Annotated in this window: 13 protein-coding genes; 8 read left to right on the top strand and 5 right to left on the bottom strand. The window is 71.1% G+C overall.

Annotated features, from left to right (window positions below; all coding sequences use genetic code 11):
- Positions 1–34: 34 nt before the first annotated feature.
- Positions 35–2,023, bottom strand: coding sequence for a pyruvate dehydrogenase complex E1 component subunit beta (locus ACIBJH_RS16205; protein ID WP_399117485.1), 1,989 nt, complete (start codon positions 2,021–2,023; stop codon positions 35–37).
- A 141-nt stretch (positions 2,024–2,164) separates the two neighbouring features.
- Here ACIBJH_RS16205 and ACIBJH_RS16200 point away from each other — a divergent pair, with 141 nt between their 5' ends.
- Positions 2,165–2,878, top strand: coding sequence for a TetR/AcrR family transcriptional regulator (locus ACIBJH_RS16200; protein ID WP_399117484.1), 714 nt, complete (start codon positions 2,165–2,167; stop codon positions 2,876–2,878).
- 49 nt (positions 2,879–2,927) lie between these two features.
- Here ACIBJH_RS16200 and ACIBJH_RS16195 read toward each other — a convergent pair whose 3' ends face one another.
- From ACIBJH_RS16195 to ACIBJH_RS16185, 3 genes are all read right to left on the bottom strand, one after another.
- A complete protein-coding gene (locus ACIBJH_RS16195; RefSeq protein ID WP_399117483.1) occupies positions 2,928–4,082 on the bottom strand; it encodes an acyl-CoA dehydrogenase family protein in 1,155 nt (384 codons plus the stop codon).
- Position 4,083: 1 nt separating this feature from the next.
- Positions 4,084–5,142, bottom strand: a complete 1,059-nt coding sequence (locus ACIBJH_RS16190; protein ID WP_399117482.1) for an alcohol dehydrogenase catalytic domain-containing protein — start codon at positions 5,140–5,142, stop codon at positions 4,084–4,086.
- 61 nt (positions 5,143–5,203) lie between these two features.
- A complete protein-coding gene (locus tag ACIBJH_RS16185) occupies positions 5,204–5,968 on the bottom strand; it encodes an enoyl-CoA hydratase/isomerase family protein (protein WP_399117481.1) in 765 nt (254 codons plus the stop codon).
- A gap of 222 nt (positions 5,969–6,190) precedes the next feature.
- On the opposite strand from ACIBJH_RS16185, the gene ACIBJH_RS16180 reads away from it, so the two are divergent.
- The 3 genes from ACIBJH_RS16180 to ACIBJH_RS16170 all read left to right on the top strand — a co-directional run bounded on the left by ACIBJH_RS16180 (position 6,191) and on the right by ACIBJH_RS16170 (position 11,549).
- Positions 6,191–7,726 (top strand): long-chain fatty acid--CoA ligase, encoded by a 1,536-nt coding sequence (locus ACIBJH_RS16180; protein WP_399117480.1) that lies wholly within the window; start codon positions 6,191–6,193, stop codon positions 7,724–7,726.
- A 3-nt stretch (positions 7,727–7,729) separates the two neighbouring features.
- A complete protein-coding gene (locus tag ACIBJH_RS16175) occupies positions 7,730–8,509 on the top strand; it encodes an SDR family NAD(P)-dependent oxidoreductase (protein WP_399117479.1) in 780 nt (259 codons plus the stop codon).
- A 274-nt stretch (positions 8,510–8,783) separates the two neighbouring features.
- Positions 8,784–11,549, top strand: a complete 2,766-nt coding sequence (locus ACIBJH_RS16170; RefSeq protein WP_399117478.1) for an ATP-binding protein — start codon at positions 8,784–8,786, stop codon at positions 11,547–11,549.
- Between the two features lie 54 nt (positions 11,550–11,603).
- On the opposite strand, the gene ACIBJH_RS16165 is transcribed toward ACIBJH_RS16170, so the two are convergent.
- A complete protein-coding gene (locus ACIBJH_RS16165) occupies positions 11,604–12,005 on the bottom strand; it encodes a hypothetical protein (protein ID WP_399117477.1) in 402 nt (133 codons plus the stop codon).
- Positions 12,006–12,205: 200 nt separating this feature from the next.
- On the opposite strand from ACIBJH_RS16165, the gene ACIBJH_RS16160 reads away from it, so the two are divergent.
- Genes ACIBJH_RS16160 through ACIBJH_RS16145 form a run of 4 tightly spaced genes read left to right on the top strand, consistent with a single transcriptional unit; the run spans position 12,206 to position 17,239 of the window.
- Positions 12,206–13,039, top strand: a complete 834-nt coding sequence (locus tag ACIBJH_RS16160) for a M55 family metallopeptidase (RefSeq protein ID WP_093630121.1) — start codon at positions 12,206–12,208, stop codon at positions 13,037–13,039.
- Positions 13,032–14,342: a M20/M25/M40 family metallo-hydrolase gene (locus tag ACIBJH_RS16155; protein WP_399117476.1), complete on the top strand. Its 1,311-nt coding sequence runs from the start codon at positions 13,032–13,034 to the stop codon at positions 14,340–14,342. Before ACIBJH_RS16160 ends, ACIBJH_RS16155 begins: the two co-directional genes overlap by 8 nt.
- Before the next feature lie 15 nt (positions 14,343–14,357).
- Positions 14,358–16,310, top strand: a complete 1,953-nt coding sequence (locus tag ACIBJH_RS16150; RefSeq protein ID WP_399117475.1) for a S9 family peptidase — start codon at positions 14,358–14,360, stop codon at positions 16,308–16,310.
- On the top strand, positions 16,307–17,239 hold the full coding sequence (locus ACIBJH_RS16145; RefSeq protein ID WP_399117474.1) for an LD-carboxypeptidase: 933 nt from the start codon (positions 16,307–16,309) through the stop codon (positions 17,237–17,239). Before ACIBJH_RS16150 ends, ACIBJH_RS16145 begins: the two co-directional genes overlap by 4 nt.
- Positions 17,240–17,247 lie beyond the last annotated feature (8 nt).

Below are 17,247 nucleotides of genomic sequence, written 5' to 3'. Positions count from 1 at the left end.
TCTGGGGGCCCTTCCCGTCGTAGAACCGTTGTGATCAAACCGCGGCGATCCGGCGCACCGTGTCCGCGATCGTGTCCCGTGAGGGCAGCCAGACGTGCTCCAACGAGGGTGCGTACGGCGCCGGGACGGACGGCGGGGCCACGCGGGTGACCGGGGCGTCGAGGTGCCAGAAGCCTTCGTCGACTGCCATCGCGGAGAGTTCGGCGCCGACGCCGAAGTCCCGTACGGCCTCGTGCGCGATGACCAGGCGGTTGGTCTTGGCGAGGGAGGCGAGGACGGTCTCCCGGTCCAGCGGGGCGATCGTGCGCAGGTCGATCACCTCGACGCTGATGCCCTCGCCCGCGAGCAACTCGGCGGCGGCCAGGGCGTCCTGGACCATCCGCGACCAGGAGACGAGGGTGATGTCGGTGCCCTCGCGGACCACCTTCGCCTTGCCGAGCGGGATCAGGTGGTCGGCCGGGGGCTTGGGGCCCTTGAGGCCGTACTGGAGGCGGTTCTCGACGAAGACCACCGGGTTGGGGTCCTGGATGGCGGCGCGCAACAGGCCATAGGTGTCAGCGGGGTTGGACGGCATCACCACCGTCAGACCGGGGATGTGCGCGAGCAGCGCCTCCAGGCTCTGCGAGTGCTGGCTGCCCGAGGAGCGGCCGGCGCCGAACTGGGTGCGCACGACCAGCGGCATGGAGGCCCGGCCGCCGGTCATGAAGCGGAGTTTGGCGGCCTGGTTGAGGAGCATGTCGAGGCAGACGCCGATGAAGTCCATGTACATGATCTCGACCACCGGCTTCATCCCGGCCATGGCCGCCCCGACCGCCGTACCGACGATGGCGCTCTCGCTGATCGGCGTGTCCCGCACCCGGCCGGGGAAGGCCTGCGCGAGTCCGCGGGTGAGCCCGAAGACGTTGCCGCCCGCGCCGACGTCGATGCCGGCCACGAACACGCTCGGATCGGCGGTGAGTTCGTGCTCCAGGGCCAGGCGTACGGCGTCCATGGAGCGGAAGATCTCGGCATCGGCCGGGAGCGGAGCGGGCTCCGGGATGGGGAGGCGGGGGGCCGAGACGTAGTCGTGCAGGGTCTCGGGGGCGGGCTCCGGCAGGCTCCGCGCCCAGTCGATCGCCGCCTCGATCTCCTTGTCGATCTCCTCGTCCACGGCGTCGGCCGCGGCCTTGTCCAACTGTCGGCGGGCGATCAGCAGCGGGTCGCGCTCCTTGGCGGCGGCGACCTCCTCGGCGGGGCGGTAGCGCTCGGGGTCGCCCTCGTAGTGGCCGTGCCAGCGGTAGGTCTCGGCTTCGAGCAGGACCGGGCCGCCGCCCGCGCGCAGCCGCGCGACCACTCCGGTCATGGTCTGCGCGACCGCCAACACGTCGTTGCCGTCGACGTGTTGGTACTCGATGCCGTATCCGGCGGCGCGCGCGGAGAGCGGGGCGCGGTGCTGCTCGGACTCGGGGGAGAACTCGGAGTAGTGGTTGTTCTCGCAGAGGAAGACCACCGGCAGATCCCATACGGCGGCCAGGTTCACGGCCTCGTGGAACATCCCCTGGGCCACCGCCCCGTCCCCGAAGAACGCCACCACCACGTCACCGGCGGCCCGGAGTTTCGCGGCGGTGGCGACCCCGGCGGCGATCGGGAGGCCGGCGCCGACGATGCCGTTCGCGCCGTAGATCCCGAGGCCGGGGTCCGCGATGTGCATCGAGCCGCCGCGGCCGTGGCAGGTGCCCGCGTCCTTGCCCATCAGCTCGGCCATCATCGACGCCGAGTCCAGGCCCTTGGCCAGGACGTGGCCGTGGCCGCGGTGGGTGGAGGTGATGCCGTCGCGGGCGCCGAGCGGCCAGCAGGCGCCGACGGCGCTCGCCTCCTGGCCGATCGACAGATGCAGGAAGCCCGGGATCTCCGTCGCCTTGTAGAGGTCGGAGGCCCGCTCCTCGAAGCGGCGGATGCGGCGCATCCGCCGGTACATCTCCAGGAGCTGGTCCGCCCGTGCGGTGCCGGTGGTGGTTCCGATGTGGTGCGATGCCTGAGTCATACGGTCCTCGCTTTAATGTACCGTTTGGTCTAGCAAACTAGAGCGACGTCCCCGGGGCCGCTTCCCCCAGGCGTGCCGCAGCGCGGCGCCTGTGCGGACCCGGGACAGCACGCACGTCGTCACAGCAAGGGGAGAGAAGACATGCCACGACCGCCGGGTCATGGGCCGGGCTTCGAAGTCAGACGCCAGAAGATCATCGACACCGCGGCGTCCCTGTTCGCGCAACAGGGCTACGCGGCGACCTCCATCAACGACCTGGGCCGCGCGGTCGGGCTCGCCAAGGGTGCCCTGTACTACTACATCGGCTCCAAGGAGAACCTGCTGATCGAGATCCAGTCGCGGGTGCTCGGCCCGCTGCTGGCCCGCGCCAAGGAGATCGCGGCCCTCGACGAGGTGCCGCTGCTGCGGCTGCGCCTGCTGTCCGAGTCGCTGCTGACGATCATCTTCCGCCGGCTCGACCACATCTGGGTCTACGAGCACGACTACCGCAGCCTCAGCGGCAAGGAGCTGGAGATCGTGCTGCGGCAGCGCGCCGACTTCGAGCACCTGATCACCGGCCTGCTCACCGAGGCCGTCGAGGAGGGGACCTTCCGCGCGGTCGAACCGCACCTGGCCACCCTCCAGTTCCTCAACCTGCACAACCACACCTACCAGTGGGTGCGGCCGGACGGCAGCTGGGACGCCGCGTTCCTGTCCGGCGAGTACTGCGCGACCCTGTTCCGCGGTTTCGCCGCGAACGTCGGCGAACTCCCGGACGTCGAGGCGCTGGCCGCCGACTTCAAGCGGGCCCGGCCCGAACTGCCCCTCGACCCCGAGGCGTTGTGGGAGTCGGAGTCGGTCTCCGTCGCGAGCTGACCGGATCCGCGGTGCGCCGCCGCTTCGGCGCACCGCGGGACCCGTCGCCTCACGCGCCGTTGACGAGGGCCTTGGCGATGACATTGCGCTGGATCTCGTTCGTGCCCTCGCCGATCTCCAGGATCTTGGCGTCGGCGTAGAAACGGGAGATCTCCGACTCGCGTACGTACCCGTAGCCGCCGTGGATCTGCACCGCCTGCGAGGCGGCCCGGTTGGCGACCTCGGAGGCGTACAGCTTGGCCATCGCGGCCTCCGTGCTGTGCGGACGGCCCTGATCGGCGAGCCACGCGGCGCGGTACACCATCCAGCGGGCCGCCTGGTACTCCGTACCGATGTCCGCGATCTTGTGCGCCACGGCCTGGAAGTCCGACAGCGGACGCCCGAACTGGTGCCGTTCCTTGGCGTGTTTGATCGCGAGGGCCAGCGCCGCCTTCGCGAGCGAGAGGCCCAGCGCCGCCACACTGATCCGGCCGCCGTCGAGCACGGACAGGAACTGCCGCAGCCCGTTGCCCTCCTCGCCGATCAGATGGTCGTCGGAGACCCAGCAGTCGGTGAACACCAACTCCCTTGTGTCCATGGCGTGCCAGCCGAGCTTCTTCAGCTTCGCGCCGACCGTGTAACCGGGTGTCCCGGTCGGCACGTAGAAGGTCGCGTACCCCTTCCGGCCGTCCGCGCCCTTGCCGGTCGTGGCCAGCAGGGTGACGCCCTGGCTGATGTCGGTGCCCGCGTTGGTGATGAACATCTTCGTGCCGTTGATCACCCAACCCCCGTCCGCCCGGCGGGCGGTGGTCGCGATACCGGCCGCGTCGGAGCCGGCGTCCGGCTCGGTCAGCCCGAACGCGCCGATCGCCTCGCCCTTCGCCAACGGGGTCAGCCAGCGCCGCTTCTGCTCCTCGGTGCCGTACGCGAGCAACGGCAGCGTGCCGATCGTCGAGTGCGCGTTCCACGAGGAGGCCACCGACTGGTCGGCGGCGCCGAGTTCCTCCATCACCGCGACATAGGTGACCGTGTCCGAGCCCGCCCCGCCGTACTCCTCCGGCACGAGCATGCCCATCAGGCCGAGTTCGCCGAGCTTGGTGAAGATCTTGGTGGGGAAGACCTCGTTCTCGGACCACTCGGCCGCGTGGGGGGTGATCTCGTTGGCCGCGAACTCGCGGACCATGTCCTGGAGAGCGAGGGTCTCCTCGGGCAGGTCGAAGTCCATGTCACAGTCCCTTCGGGGTCAGCAGCACCTTCAGGTGCCTGGCCCGGTCGGCGGCCAGGTCCTCGAAGACACCGGCTCCTCCCGAGAGCGGAAAACGGCCGGTGATCAGGGTGGAGGCATCCAGCCGTCCGGTGCTCATCAGATCGATCACGCGCGGGATGTCGAAGTTGTAGCCGAGCGTGCCGACCACCGACCGCTCGTAGAACACGAGTTGGCCCATGTCGAACTCGACGCTGCCGTGTCCGACGCCGGCGAGTACGACCCGTCCGCCGCGCCTGACGATCGAGACGGCCTGGCCCGCGAGGGCGGGTACGCCGGTCGCGTCGATGACGACGTCCGGGCCGATGCGGTTCGTTCGCACGAACACCTCGCGCCGTACGTCGGTTTCGCGCGGGTCGAAGGCCTCGGTGACGCCGATGCCGAGCAGCATCTCGCGCCGCCCTGCGAGGGGTTCGCTCACGAACAGGCCTGCGGCGCCCGCGATTTGGGCGGCCAGGACGACTGCCACGCCGATCGGGCCGCCGCCGACGACCAGTACGTTGTCGCCCGGCTTGACTCCGGCACGGGTGACTGCGTGCAGGCCTACCGCCAACGGCTCTGCCACGGCGGCCAGTTCGTCGCTGACGTTGTCCGGGAGGCGGGTCAGGCCGGCCAGGGGGACGGTGACGCGTTCCGCGAAGCCGCCGGGGGAGGCGAGGCCGACCGAGCCGCTCTTGGGGCAGATGTGGTACTCGCCGCGCGTGCACCAGAAGCAGGTGCCGCAGCGCCAGACCGGGTCTGCGGTCACTCGGTCGCCGACCTTGATGCCGGGCGCGTCCGCTCCCAACGCGGTTACTGTGCCGCTGAGTTCGTGGCCGAGGGCGAGGGGTGGCTTGGTGCCGGTGAGGGGGTGGGGGCCCTCTCGGATCATGTGGGGGCCTTCTAGGTATTCGTGGAGGTCTGTGCCGCAGACTCCGCACCACGACACTTCTACGACAGCCTCGTGGGGGGCGGGTTCGGGGGGTTCGGGTACCTCTTCGAAACGCAGATCTTGTGCACTGTGCCAGACGAGTGCCTGCATGGTCTTTCCGCCCCTTTCGTCTGCGGGTTCGTTGTGGCTGGTCGCGCAGTTCCCCGCGCCCCTAAGGGGCGCTCTTCTTGCCGCGGTTCAGAAATGAGCGGAGGCCCGCACTCGCGTCCTCCGTGGCGAACACCCCTGTGAACAGGGACCGTTCGAGCGCGAGCCCTGCCGCCATGCCCGCGTCCGTGCCGTGGTCCACCGCCTCCTTGATCGCCTCCAGGGCGGCCGGTGGGCCCTCGGACAGTTGGCGGGCGTAGGTCTGGGCGGCCTTCAAGGCGTCGCCCGCCGGGACGACCTCGTCCACCAAGCCCAGCCGTAGCGCCTCGTCCGCCTTCACCCTGCGGCCGGTCATCAGGAGGTTCTTCGCGCGGGACGGGCCGATCAGGCGGGACAGGCGTTGGGTGCCGCCCGAGCCCGGCATGATGCCGAGCTGGACCTCCGGCTGGGCGAAGATCGCGTCCTCTGCCGCCACCCGGTAGTCGGCGGCCAGGGCCAGTTCCATGCCGCCGCCGAGGGCGTAGCCGGTGACCGCCGCGATCACCGGCATGGGCAACCGCGCCACCTCGTCGAAGGTGCGCTGCAACGCGCGGTTCCAGCCACGTATCTCCTCCGGGCCCATCGCGGCCAGGGCCTTGATGTCGGCGCCGGCCGCGAAGAGCCGTTCGCCGCCGTGGAGGACCACGGCCCGTACCGCGGGGGAGTCGGTCAGCTCGCGTACGCGGGCGGACAGCTCCTCTCTCTGCAGGGAGTCGAAGGCGTTCATCGGCGGGTTGTCGAGGCGGAGCGTGACGACCGGTCCATCGGTGTCCAGTCGGATGCGTGGCACGTAGAACCCTCCTCGTCGGCGGAAGCGGCGGAAGCGGCGGCACGTGCGCCCGGGTGGTTGTCGATGCGCACGTGCCGTCGTAAAGTGCGGCTCATAGGTTTTATAGACCAAGGGGTACACTAAATTATGTGAGTGGGCAACCGACCGGTCGGGATCCGGTTTGCCCCATGAGCCGTGGTCGAGCCGTGTTCAGCGCCGAACACCACAGAGCGAGAGTGAGCCGTGCACAATTTCGCGAGCATCCTCGATTACCACCTGGCGCAGCGGCCCGAGGCCGTCGCCGTCGTCCAGGACGAGCGTTCTCTGACCGTCCGTCAACTGCACGAACGGGTGAACCAGTTGGCGGCCGGTCTGGCGGAGCTGGGTGTCGGGCGCGGCGATGTCGTAGGTCTGCTGCTCTACAACCAGCCCGAATTCCTGGAGCTGGTGTACGCCACCAACCGGCTCGGTGCGGTCTTCCTGCCGCTCAACTACCGCCTCTCGGAAGAGGAGTGGCAGTACATCCTCGGGCACGCCCAGGCCAAGGTGATCGTCACCGAGCCGGAGTTCGTCCGGGCGGTCGAGCGCAGTGCCGGGTGTCTGACGGATCTGGAGCACCGGGTGCTGATCGGCGGGGGTGAGCCCTCCGAGGAGCCGTGGACCGGTTACGAGGAGTTGTTGGCCCGGCACAAGGGGGAGCGGGTGGAGCCCGTGGACGTCGAACTCGACGATCTCCAGCGGCTGATGTACACCTCCGGGACGACGTCTCGGCCCAAGGGTGTTCGGATCACCTACGGCAACCTTGAGGCGAAGAACCTCGCGCACATCGTCCACTTCGGGCTGACGGCGGCGGACACCACGCTGGTGTGCGGGCCGCTCTATCACGTGGGTGGGCTGGACATGCCTGCTCTCGGGGTGCTGCACGCGGGCGGGAGTGTCGTACTTCAGCGGAAGTTCGATCCGCAGGGTGTGCTGGACGCGATCGAGAAGCACCGGGTCACCAATGTGTGGCTGGCGCCCGCCATGGTCAACGCGGTGCTTGAGGTGCCCGATCGCGAGGAGTACGACACCAGCTCGGTGCGCTTCATTCTCGGCGGCGGTGAGAAGACCCCCGAACCGGTGCTGCGGCGGATCATGACCGCCTTCCCGAACGCCTGGTTCGCCGATGCCTACGGGCTGACCGAGACCGTCTCCGGCGACACGTTCCTCGACCGCGAGCACTCGCTGTCCAAGCTCGGGTCGGTCGGGCGGCCCGTGCCGCAGACGCGCGTGCGGATCGTCGGCGACACGGGCGTCGAGGTTCCGGCCGGCGAGCTGGGCGAGATCACGCTGCGGGGGCCGAAGGTCTTCGCCGGGTACTGGCGCGACGAGAAGGCCACCGCGGCGGCCCTGAGGGACGGCTGGTTCCACACCGGCGACATCGGGCACGTCGACGAGGACGGTTTCCTCTATATCGACGACCGGAAGAAGGACATGATCGTCTCGGGCGGCGAGAACATCGCCACGCCCGAGGTGGAGCGCGTGCTGTACGAGCACCCGGCCGTGCTGGAGGCCGCCGTGGTCGGGCTCGACCATCCCCGGTGGGGTGAAGTGCCGCGCGCCTTCGTGGTGTTCAGGCCGGGTGAGGACGCCGGCGCGGAGGAGCTGCGGGAGTTCTGCCGGGCGCGGCTCGCCAAGTTCAAGGTGCCGGCCCGCTTCGACATCGTCGGCGAGCTGCCCCGCACCCCGTCCGGCAAGGTCCTGAAGCGGACCCTGCGCGACATTCCCGCGGAGGGCTGAGCCATGACGGAATCCAACGATGTCAATGCCCAACTCCGGCTCGACGGGCGGACGGTGTGGGTGACGGGTGCGGGGAAGGGGCTCGGGCGGGCGATCGCCGTCGCGCTGTCCCAGGCGGGTGCGACGGTGGCCGCAACTGCTCGTACCGCAGCGGACCTTGAGAGTCTGGAGGCCGAACTCGCCGCGCACGGCGGCAAGGTGCTGGTGCTGCCCGGCTCGGTCGCCGACTCCACCGTCGTACGGACCATCGTCGAGCGCATCACCGACGGCACCGGCCGTCTCGACGCGGTCGTCAACTGTGCCGGTACGAGTCCCCACTTCACCCGCAGCGAGCGGGTCACCGACGAGAACTGGCAACAGGTCATCGACGTCAATCTCCAGGGCACCTTCTACTGCTGTCGCGAGGCGGGGAAGGTGATGCTGGAGCAGCGTTCGGGTTCGATCGTCAACGTCTCCTCGGTGCACGCCCGTACCGGCTTCGAGCGGATCGCCGCCTACGCGGCCAGCAAGGGCGGGGTCGAGGCGCTGACCAAGGCCCTCGCCGTCGAGTGGGCCGACCGCGGGGTGCGGGTCAACGCCCTCGCGCCCGGCTACTTCCACACCGACCTCAGCTCCGGCCTGCTGGCCAGCCGCTGGGGCGAACGCATCGTCGACAGCACGCCGTTGGGCCGCGTCGGCGATGTCGAGGAACTCGGTGGTGCCGCCGTCTTCCTCACCTCGGACGCCTCGCGCTTCGTCACCGGGACGACCCTCACGGTGGACGGCGGGTGGACCGCGCGATAGGAGGCGGATCGAGCGCGCGACAGCAGGCGGATCGACCGTGCGGGAGAAGGCGGGTGGACCGTACGGCAGTTGGCCGATTCACCTGCGGTGGCTGGGGCTTCAGGTGTGCACGGAGGCGCTCGTCCGTGAGCCTTTCTGTCCGTGAACTGGCTTGAAGAAGCCCGGCCGCCCCGGCATCGTGAGGTCGGGGGACGCGGTCCGAATCGTTGGTGGCAGTGCGACTTCGCGGCCTGAACTCTTCCGTTGACGCGGTGCTCAAGGGGGAGGGATCCGCATGCCGGAAACGGTGTTTCTGGGCCGTGAGGACGAACTCGCGCGGATGGCCGCCCGGTTGCGCCGCGTCGGGCACAGCGAACCCCAGGTCGTCGTGGTCGACGGCCCCGCGGGGATCGGCAAGACCTCGCTGGTGCGCCGGTTCCTGAAGGACCTGGGGGCGGCCTACCGGGTGCTGCGGGCCAGTGGCTCGGAGAGCGAGGCGGACCTGCCGTACGGCGTGCTGGCCCAGCTGGTGGCGGGCCTCGCCGACGAACCGGACGTCCCACTGCGGGACTTGAACGGCTGCGGACGGGCCGGGTCCGCACTGCCGGATCCGATCGGCGTCGGCTCCGCGCTCATCGACGCCCTCGGCCGCGCCCAGGACCGGTCCCCGGTCGTCCTGGTGATCGACGACATGAACTGGGCCGACACACCTTCGCTGCACGCGCTCACGTTCGTGCTGCGGAGGCTGCGCGTGGACCGGGTGCTCACGCTGCTGGCGGCCCGCGACACCGTCGACCCGCGACTGCCCGCCGGACTACGCCGCGTCCTGGCCGAGGACGGCACGCTCCGGCTGACCCTGGACGGACTCGGTGTCGACGAACTGGCCGAATTCGGGCGTGCGTTGGGCGCTGCCCCGCTCTCGCGGCGGGCCGCCATCCGGCTGCAGGCGCACACCCACGGCAACCCGCTGCACACCCGTGCCCTGCTCGACCAGGTCCCCCGTGACGTCCTCGCCGCGAGCGACGCGGCACTGCCGGCCCCGCGCAGCTACGCACGTCTCGTCAACGACGGACTCGCCGCATGCACCTTCCCCGCCCAGCGGCTGGTGGCCGCGGCCAGCGTGCTCGGTATGTCCAGCCCGCTCCACAAGGCCGCGCGGGTCGGGGAAGTGGCCACCCCGCTGGACGCCCTGGAGGAGGCGGTGGCCGCCGGACTGCTGGCCGAGGAACCGGCCGTGGACCTGCCCCGGGCCACCTTCGCCCACCCACTTCAACGGGCCGCCGTCTACCAGGGGTTGGGGCCGCGCCGGCGCTCGCATCTGCACGAGGCGGCGGCCAGGCTCGCGGACGAACCCGCCGAGGCGCTCCGCCACCGGGCCCGCGCCGCCGTCCAGCCGGACGCCGGCCTCGCGGACGAACTGGCCGCGTACGCCGCCCGGCAGGCCGACGAGGGTGCCTGGTCGGCCGCTGCCGCCTACCTCATGTCGGGCGCCCGGCTCACCGCCGACCGCACCCGCGCCGAGGAACGTACGGTCCAGGCGGTGGAGTACCTGCTGCTCGCGGGAGACGTCGGCCAGGCCGTCGAACTCACCGACACCGTACGGGCGTTGCCGCGGACCGCGCAGCAGCAGTACGTGCTCGGCCGCTTGGCCCTGGAGTCCGGCCGCCAGGACGAGGCCCGCCGGGAACTGACCGCGGCCTGGCGCAGCCGGAGCGCCGACACCGAACCGGAGACCGTGCGCTGCGTCGCCGAACAGATGGCCTGGCTGTGCCTCATCCAGAGCGACGCGCACGGCGCGGTCGGCTGGGCCCGTCGCGGACTCGACACCGGACCCGGCGACCGGACCTCGCTCCTGCGCGACGAACTCACTCTCGCGCTCGCGCTGACCGGGCGGTTCGACGAAGGGCTCAAAGCCGTCGCGGACGTGCCCGAGCACGGCCCCTACGCGGGCGCCAAGGAACTCGACGGACTGTTCGCGCGCGGCGCGCTGCGCATGTGGAACGGGGAGTACGCCGCCGCCTGCCGCGACCTGAGCGAGTCCTGCGCCGCGCACCGCAAGGGCGGTCTGCCGTCGGTGGTCGCCCCCTCCCTGGGCTATCTCGCCGACGCCGAGTACCGCGCCGGACGCTGGGACGAGGCCATCGCCCACAGCACCCAGGCCGTGTCCCTGGCCGAGGACACCGACCACAAGTCGATGCTGGCCCTGGCCCACGCGGTCGCCGCCTACCCGCTCGCCGGCCGCGGCGACTTCCCCGCCGCGCGGGAGCACGTCCGGTGTGCCATCGAGTACGCGAACCGGCTCGCCGACGCCAACGACCTGGCGTACGCGATGAGCGCACTGGCCCTGCTGCGGGCCGCCGAGAGCGACCACGCCGGCGTGGTCGAGGCGCTGAGCCCGCTGCTCGGCCCGGAACTCGCCTACCGCGACGCCATCGACGAACCCGGGGTCTTCCCCTGGCGCCACCTCCTCGTCGAGGGCCTGGTCCGCACCGGCCGCACCCGCGAGGCCGAGGAGGTGCTCGTGCCGTACGAGACGCTGGCCGAGGCCCGTGGCCGCCGGCCCGACATGGCGGCCGCCGCCCGCTGCCGCGGCATGGTCGAGGGGGCGCGCGGCGACACCGACGCCGCCGAGCGGGCCTTCCGGGCCGGACTGCGCCACTGCGGCCAGGACACCACCTGCTGGGAGCGGGCACTGCTGCACCTCGCCTACGGCGCGTTCCTGCGCCGTGGCTCCAAACGCGGTGCCGCCGCCGTCGAACTCGACGTCGCCTGGGCCGCGTTCACCCGGCTGGACGCCGTGCCCTTCCTGGAACAGTGCCGGACGGAACTCGCCGCCTGCGGACGCACCTCGGCCCGCCCGCGCACCGCCTCGCACTCGGTGCTCACCCCGCAGGAACTCACCGTGGGCAGCCTCGCCGCCCAGGGCCTCAGCAACCGGCAGATCGCCCGTGAGCTGGCCCTCAGCATCAAGACCATCGAGTACCACCTGGGGCACATCTACGCGAAGCTCGGCCTCACCTCACGGGTGGGCCTCGTCGAGGCCCTGGCTCCCTCACCCTGAGAGCCCGCCGGCCCGGGGTACCCCCCGGGCCGGCCCACAGCGATGCCCTCGTGCCTACGGCTCGATCAGGAACAGTTCGCTGGTCTTGAAGTCGGCGTCGAAGTTCCGCAGACCGACGAGGAGGTAGGCGTACACCTCGCACAGGTGCCCACCGCGCCCCTTCAGCGCGGACGGCTCCACGTGGTACACGAACTTCTGGTCCTCCTGCGGCCAGTTGGCGTCCATGAAGGAACCCTTCGTGGGGCCCGCCGCCTTGAACGGAATGTTGTTGTTCGCGGTGATGTCACGCACGATGATCTCCGCCTGGTACTTGCCACCGACCCCCAGAAGCGTCGACCCGCACTCCGCCTCCAGCACGATCTCGATCTCCCCGGTGGCTTCGAACGTCACGTCGGCGATAGTGCTCTTCGGCCGACGGGTGAACACCCGCACCAGCTCGACATCGTTCGGTCCCATGGTCATCTCCCTTGCGTTCCCCGAAGACGGCGAGCGGCTCGTGGATGGAGCGGCTTCGACCGTCACCTGCACGCGGACTCTAGGAACGGCCCGGGGTGCCGCGCCCCAGAGGCGGAGCCGGGGATAACCCTGGCGTGGGGACACCAGGGGGTGCGGCGCTTCCTGGTGGGCCGCATCGTCGGCGCGTAACGTGACGCAGCATGAAGATCCTGATCAGCGCCGACATGGAGGGTGCCACCGGCGTCACCTGGCCCGCCGACGTGTTGCCGGGGACACCGCAGTGGGAGCGGTGCCGTTCGCTGTTCACCTCGGACGTGAACGCCGCCGTCCTCGGCTTCTACGACGGCGGCGCCGACGAGGTGCTCGTCAACGAGGCGCACTGGACGATGCGCAATCTGCTGCTGGAGCGGCTCGACGAGCGGACGCAGATGCTCACCGGGCGGCACAAGTCCCTGTCCATGGTGGAGGGCGTGCAGCACGGAGACGTCGACGGCATCGCGTTCGTCGGCTACCACGCGGGCGCCGGCATGGAGGGCGTCCTCGCCCACACCTACCTCGCGAACTCGATCACCGGCGTGTGGCTGAACGACGTCCGCGCGAGCGAGGGACTGCTCAACGCGCATGTCGTCGCCGAGTACGGGGTACCGGTGATCCTTGTCACGGGTGACGACGTGGCCTGCGAGGACGCCCTGGGGTACGCGCCAGGGGCACTGAAGGTAGCGGTCAAGGACCATGTGTCGCGGTACGCGGCCGTGTGCCGGACACCGGCCAGGACGGCCGCCGACATCCGTGCGGCGGCGAAGGAGGCGGCGAAGCTGGCGGTCCGTCAGGAACCGGTGCGGGGCGGGCCGTTCACGGTCGCCCTCGAATTCGACGCCGAGCATCTCGCGATGGCCGCCACCGTCGTGCCCGGTGTCGAGCGGGTCGGGGAGCGGAAGGTGGCGTACACCGGCGACACCATGTACGAGGGGATCCGAACCTTCAAGGCGGTCACCACGATCGTCTCGGCCGCGGTGGAGGAGCAGTATGGCTGACATCGACGCGCGAGCCCTGGACGAGGTCGTCACCTTCACCTCGGACCTCATCCGCATCGACACGACCAACCGGGGCGGCGGCGACTGCCGGGAGCGCCCCGCCGCCGAGTACGCCGCCGAACGACTGGCCGGCGCGGGCCTCGAACCCACACTCCTGGAACGTTCCAAGGGCCGCACCAACGTCGTCGCCCGCATCGAGGGCACCGACCCCTCGGCGGACGCGCTGCTCGTCCACGGTCACCTCGACGTCGTACCGGCCCAGGCCGAGGACTGGACCGTGCACCCGTTCTCCGGCGAGATCCGTGACGGCGTCGTGTGGGGGCGCGGCGCGGTCGACATGAAGAACATGGACGCGATGATCCTCGCCCTCGTCCGCGCCTGGGCCAGAACGGGCGTACGGCCGCGCCGCGATCTCGTCATCGCGTTCACCGCCGACGAGGAGGCCAGCGCCGAGGACGGCTCCGGATTCCTCGCGGACCGACACCCCGGGCTCTTCGAGGGCTGCACCGAAGGCATCAGCGAGTCAGGGGCGTTCACCTTCCACGACGGCGGCGGCCGGGAGATCTACCCCATCGCCGCCGGCGAACGCGGCACCGCCTGGCTGAAGTTGACCGCGCACGGCCGGGCCGGCCACGGCTCCAAGGTCAACCACGAGAACGCGGTGACCCGTCTCGCCGCCGCGATCACCCGCATCGGCGAGTACGACTGGCCGCTACGGCTCACCCCGACCGTCCGTGCGGCCCTCACCGAACTCGCCTCCCTGTACGGCCTCGAACCCGACCTCGACGACATCGACCTGCTCCTCGCCAAGCTCGGCCCGGCGGCGAAACTCGTCGAGCCCGTCGTCCGCAACAGCGCCAACCCGACCATGCTGAACGCCGGTTACAAGGTCAACGTGATCCCGGGCGAGGCCGTGGCCTTCGTCGACGGACGCTGTCTGCCGGGCGGCGAGGACGAGTTCCGCACCACCCTGGACCGCCTCACCGGCCCCGACGTCGACTGGGAGTTCCACCACCGCGAGGTCGCGCTCCAGGCCCCGGTCGACTCACCGACGTACGCCCGCATGCGGGCCGCCGTCGAGGAGTTCGCACCCGAGGGACACGTGGTGCCGTACTGCATGTCCGGCGGCACCGACGCCAAACAGTTCTCCCGCCTCGGCATCACCGGCTACGGCTTCGCACCACTGAAGCTCCCCGAGGGCTTCGACTACCAGGCGCTGTTCCACGGAGTCGACGAACGGGTCCCCGTCGAGGCACTCCACTTCGGCGTCCGCGTTCTGGACCGCTTCCTGAGGTCGGCCTAGCAAGTGGGGGAAAACATGCGGACGTCGGCATACGGCTCGTGGCCCTCGCCCATCGACGCGGCGCTCGCCGCCGCCCACGACGGACATCCCGAGTGGGTCGGGTTCGTCGGCGACGAGGTCTGGTGGACCGAACCACGGCCCACCGAGGCAGGCCGCCGCACCCTGGTGCGCAGCCGCGCGGACGGCTCCCAGGAATCGGTGCTGCCCGCGCCCTGGAACGTCCGCAGCCGCGTCATGGAGTACGGCGGACGGCCCTGGGCTGGAACGGTCCAAAACGGCCAACCCCTCGTGGTGTTCGTCAACTTCACCGACCAGCGCCTCTACCGCTACAAGCCGGGGAGCGACCCGGAGCCTCTGACACCGGTCTCTCCCGTGGGCGGCGGACTCCGCTGGGCGGAACCGCGGGTGCGCCCGGACCTGGGTGAAGTGTGGTGCGTTCTTGAGGAGTTCACCGGCGAGGGGCCCGGTGATGTGCGGCGCGTCCTGGCCGCCGTACCGTTGGACCGGTCCGCCGCCGAGGACCGGCATGCCGTACGCGAACTCACCGACGACCGGCACCGGTTCGTGTCCGGGCCGTGCGTCTCGCCCGACGGGCGGAAGGCCGCCTGGCTCGCCTGGGACCACCCCCGGATGCCGTGGGACGGCACGGAGCTGCTCCTCGCCGAGGTGGCGGACGACGGCACCCTCGGCGAGCCGCGAGTGGTGGCAGGCGGGCCCGAGGAGTCGGTCGCGCAGGTCGACTGGGGGTTCGACGGCTCGCTGCTGTACGCGAGCGACCGCACCGGCTGGTGGAACCTCTACCGCGACCACGAGCCGGTGTGCCCGCGCGAGGAGGAGTTCGGCGGGCCGCTGTGGAAGCTCGGCCAGCGCTGGTTCGCGCCGCTGGAGAGCGGCCTGATCGCCGTCGTGCACGGCCGGGGCGCCGCCCTCCTCGGTGTCCTGGACCCGGAGACCGGCGAGGTCGTCGACGCGGCCGGTCCCTGGACCGAGTTCACGTCCACGCTCGCGGTGCACGGCGACCGGATCGTCGGCGTCGGCGCCAGCCCGCGCAGCGCCCACGAGGTCGTCGAACTCGACACCCGCACCGGCAGAGCGCGGGTCATCGGCGCCGCCCACGACGACCCGGTGGACCCCGCCCACTACCCCGAACCCCAGATCCGCACCTTCACCGGCCCCGCCGGCCGCGAGATCCACGCCCACATCTACCCGCCGCACAACCCGAGTTGGGCCGCACCGAGCAACGAACTGCCGCCGTACGTCATTTGGGCGCACGGCGGACCCACCAGCCGCGCGCCGCTCGTCCTCGACCTGGAGATCGCCTACTTCACCTCCCGGGGCATCGGCGTCGCCGAGGTCAACTACGGCGGCTCCACCGGGCACGGCCGGGAGTACCGCAACCGGCTGCGCGAACAGTGGGGCGTCGTCGACGTCGAGGACTGCGCCGCCGTCGCCCTCGCCCTCGCCGACGAGGGCACCGCCGACCGGGCCCGGCTCGCCGTCCGGGGCGGCAGCGCGGGCGGCTGGACCAGCGCCGCGTCCCTGGTGACGACCGACGTCTACGCCTGCGGCACCATCATCTATCCCGTCCTCGACCTCGCCAACTGGGCCTCGGGGGAGACCCACGACTTCGAGTCCCGCTACCTGGAGACCCTGGTCGGACCCCTCGCCGACGTGCCCGCCCGGTACACCGAGCGCTCACCCGTCGAGCACGCCGACCGCATCACCGCACCCTTCCTGCTGCTGCAGGGCCTGGCCGACGTGATCTGCCCGCCTGTCCAGTGCGAGCGCCTCCTGGAACGGATGCGCGGACGCCAAGTGCCGCACGCCTACCTCGCGTTCGAGGGCGAGGGCCACGGATTCCGCCGCGCCGACACCATGATCCGCGCCCTGGAGGCCGAACTCTCCCTGTACGCACAGGTCTTCGGCATCGATCCGCCCGGCATCCCCACCCTGGAGCTCGGCAAGTGACCGCACTCGTCCGCCCGTTCCGACTCGCCCCCGGTGCCCGCGTGGCCGTCGTCGCGCCCAGCGGGCCGGTGTCCGAGGAACGACTCGGAGCGGGCCTGGACATCCTGCGCGGCTGGGACCTCGACCCGGTCGTGGCACCCCATGTCCTCGACCGGCACGGTGAGTTGGGCTATCTCGCCGGTACGGACGCGGACCGCGCGGCCGATCTGCAGAACGCCTGGTGCGATCCGTCCGTGGCCGCCGTCCTGTGCGCCCGCGGCGGATACGGCGTGCAGCGCATCGTCGACCTCCTCGACTGGGAGGCGATGCGCGCCGCGGGACCGAAGGTGTTCGTCGGTTTCAGCGACCCCACCGTGCTGCACCAGGCGTTCGCCACCCGGCTGGGCCTGGTCACCCTGTACGGGCCCGCCGCGGCCGGCGCCGACTTCGTCAAGAACAGCCGTACGCAGGAGCACTTGAGGGCAACCCTGTTCGACCCGGAGTCCGTGCGGACCGTCCGGGCCGACCCGGGCGGCGGCGGTGCGCTGGTGCCCGGGCGGGCCCGGGGCGTCACCCTCGGCGGCTGCCTGGCCCTGCTCGCCGCCGACCTCGGCACCCCGCACGCACCGGCGAGCGCGCGCGGCGGCCTGCTGGTCATCGAGGACGTCGGCGAACAGGCCTACCGCGTCGACCGGATGCTCACCCAACTCCTGCGCAGCGGCTGGCTGGACGGCGTCGCGGGCATCGCCCTCGGCTCCTGGTCCGGCTGCGGACCCTACGAGAGACTGCGCCCGGTGTTCCTCGACCGGCTGGGCGGGTTCGGGGTGCCCGTCGTCGAGGAGTTCGGGTTCGGGCACTGCGAAGGGGCGCTCACGATACCGCTCGGCGTGGCGGCCGAACTGGACGCGGACGCGGGCACGTTGACGCTGGACGAGCCCGCGCTGCGGTAGCCGCCCGC

This window comes from Streptomyces sp. NPDC050548 (assembly GCF_044457385.1).
In the GTDB taxonomy this organism is placed as follows: Bacteria; Actinomycetota; Actinomycetes; order Streptomycetales; family Streptomycetaceae; genus Streptomyces.
The sequence above is the reverse complement of the archived record's forward strand: the minus strand, read 5'-3'. Positions and strand labels throughout refer to the sequence as shown.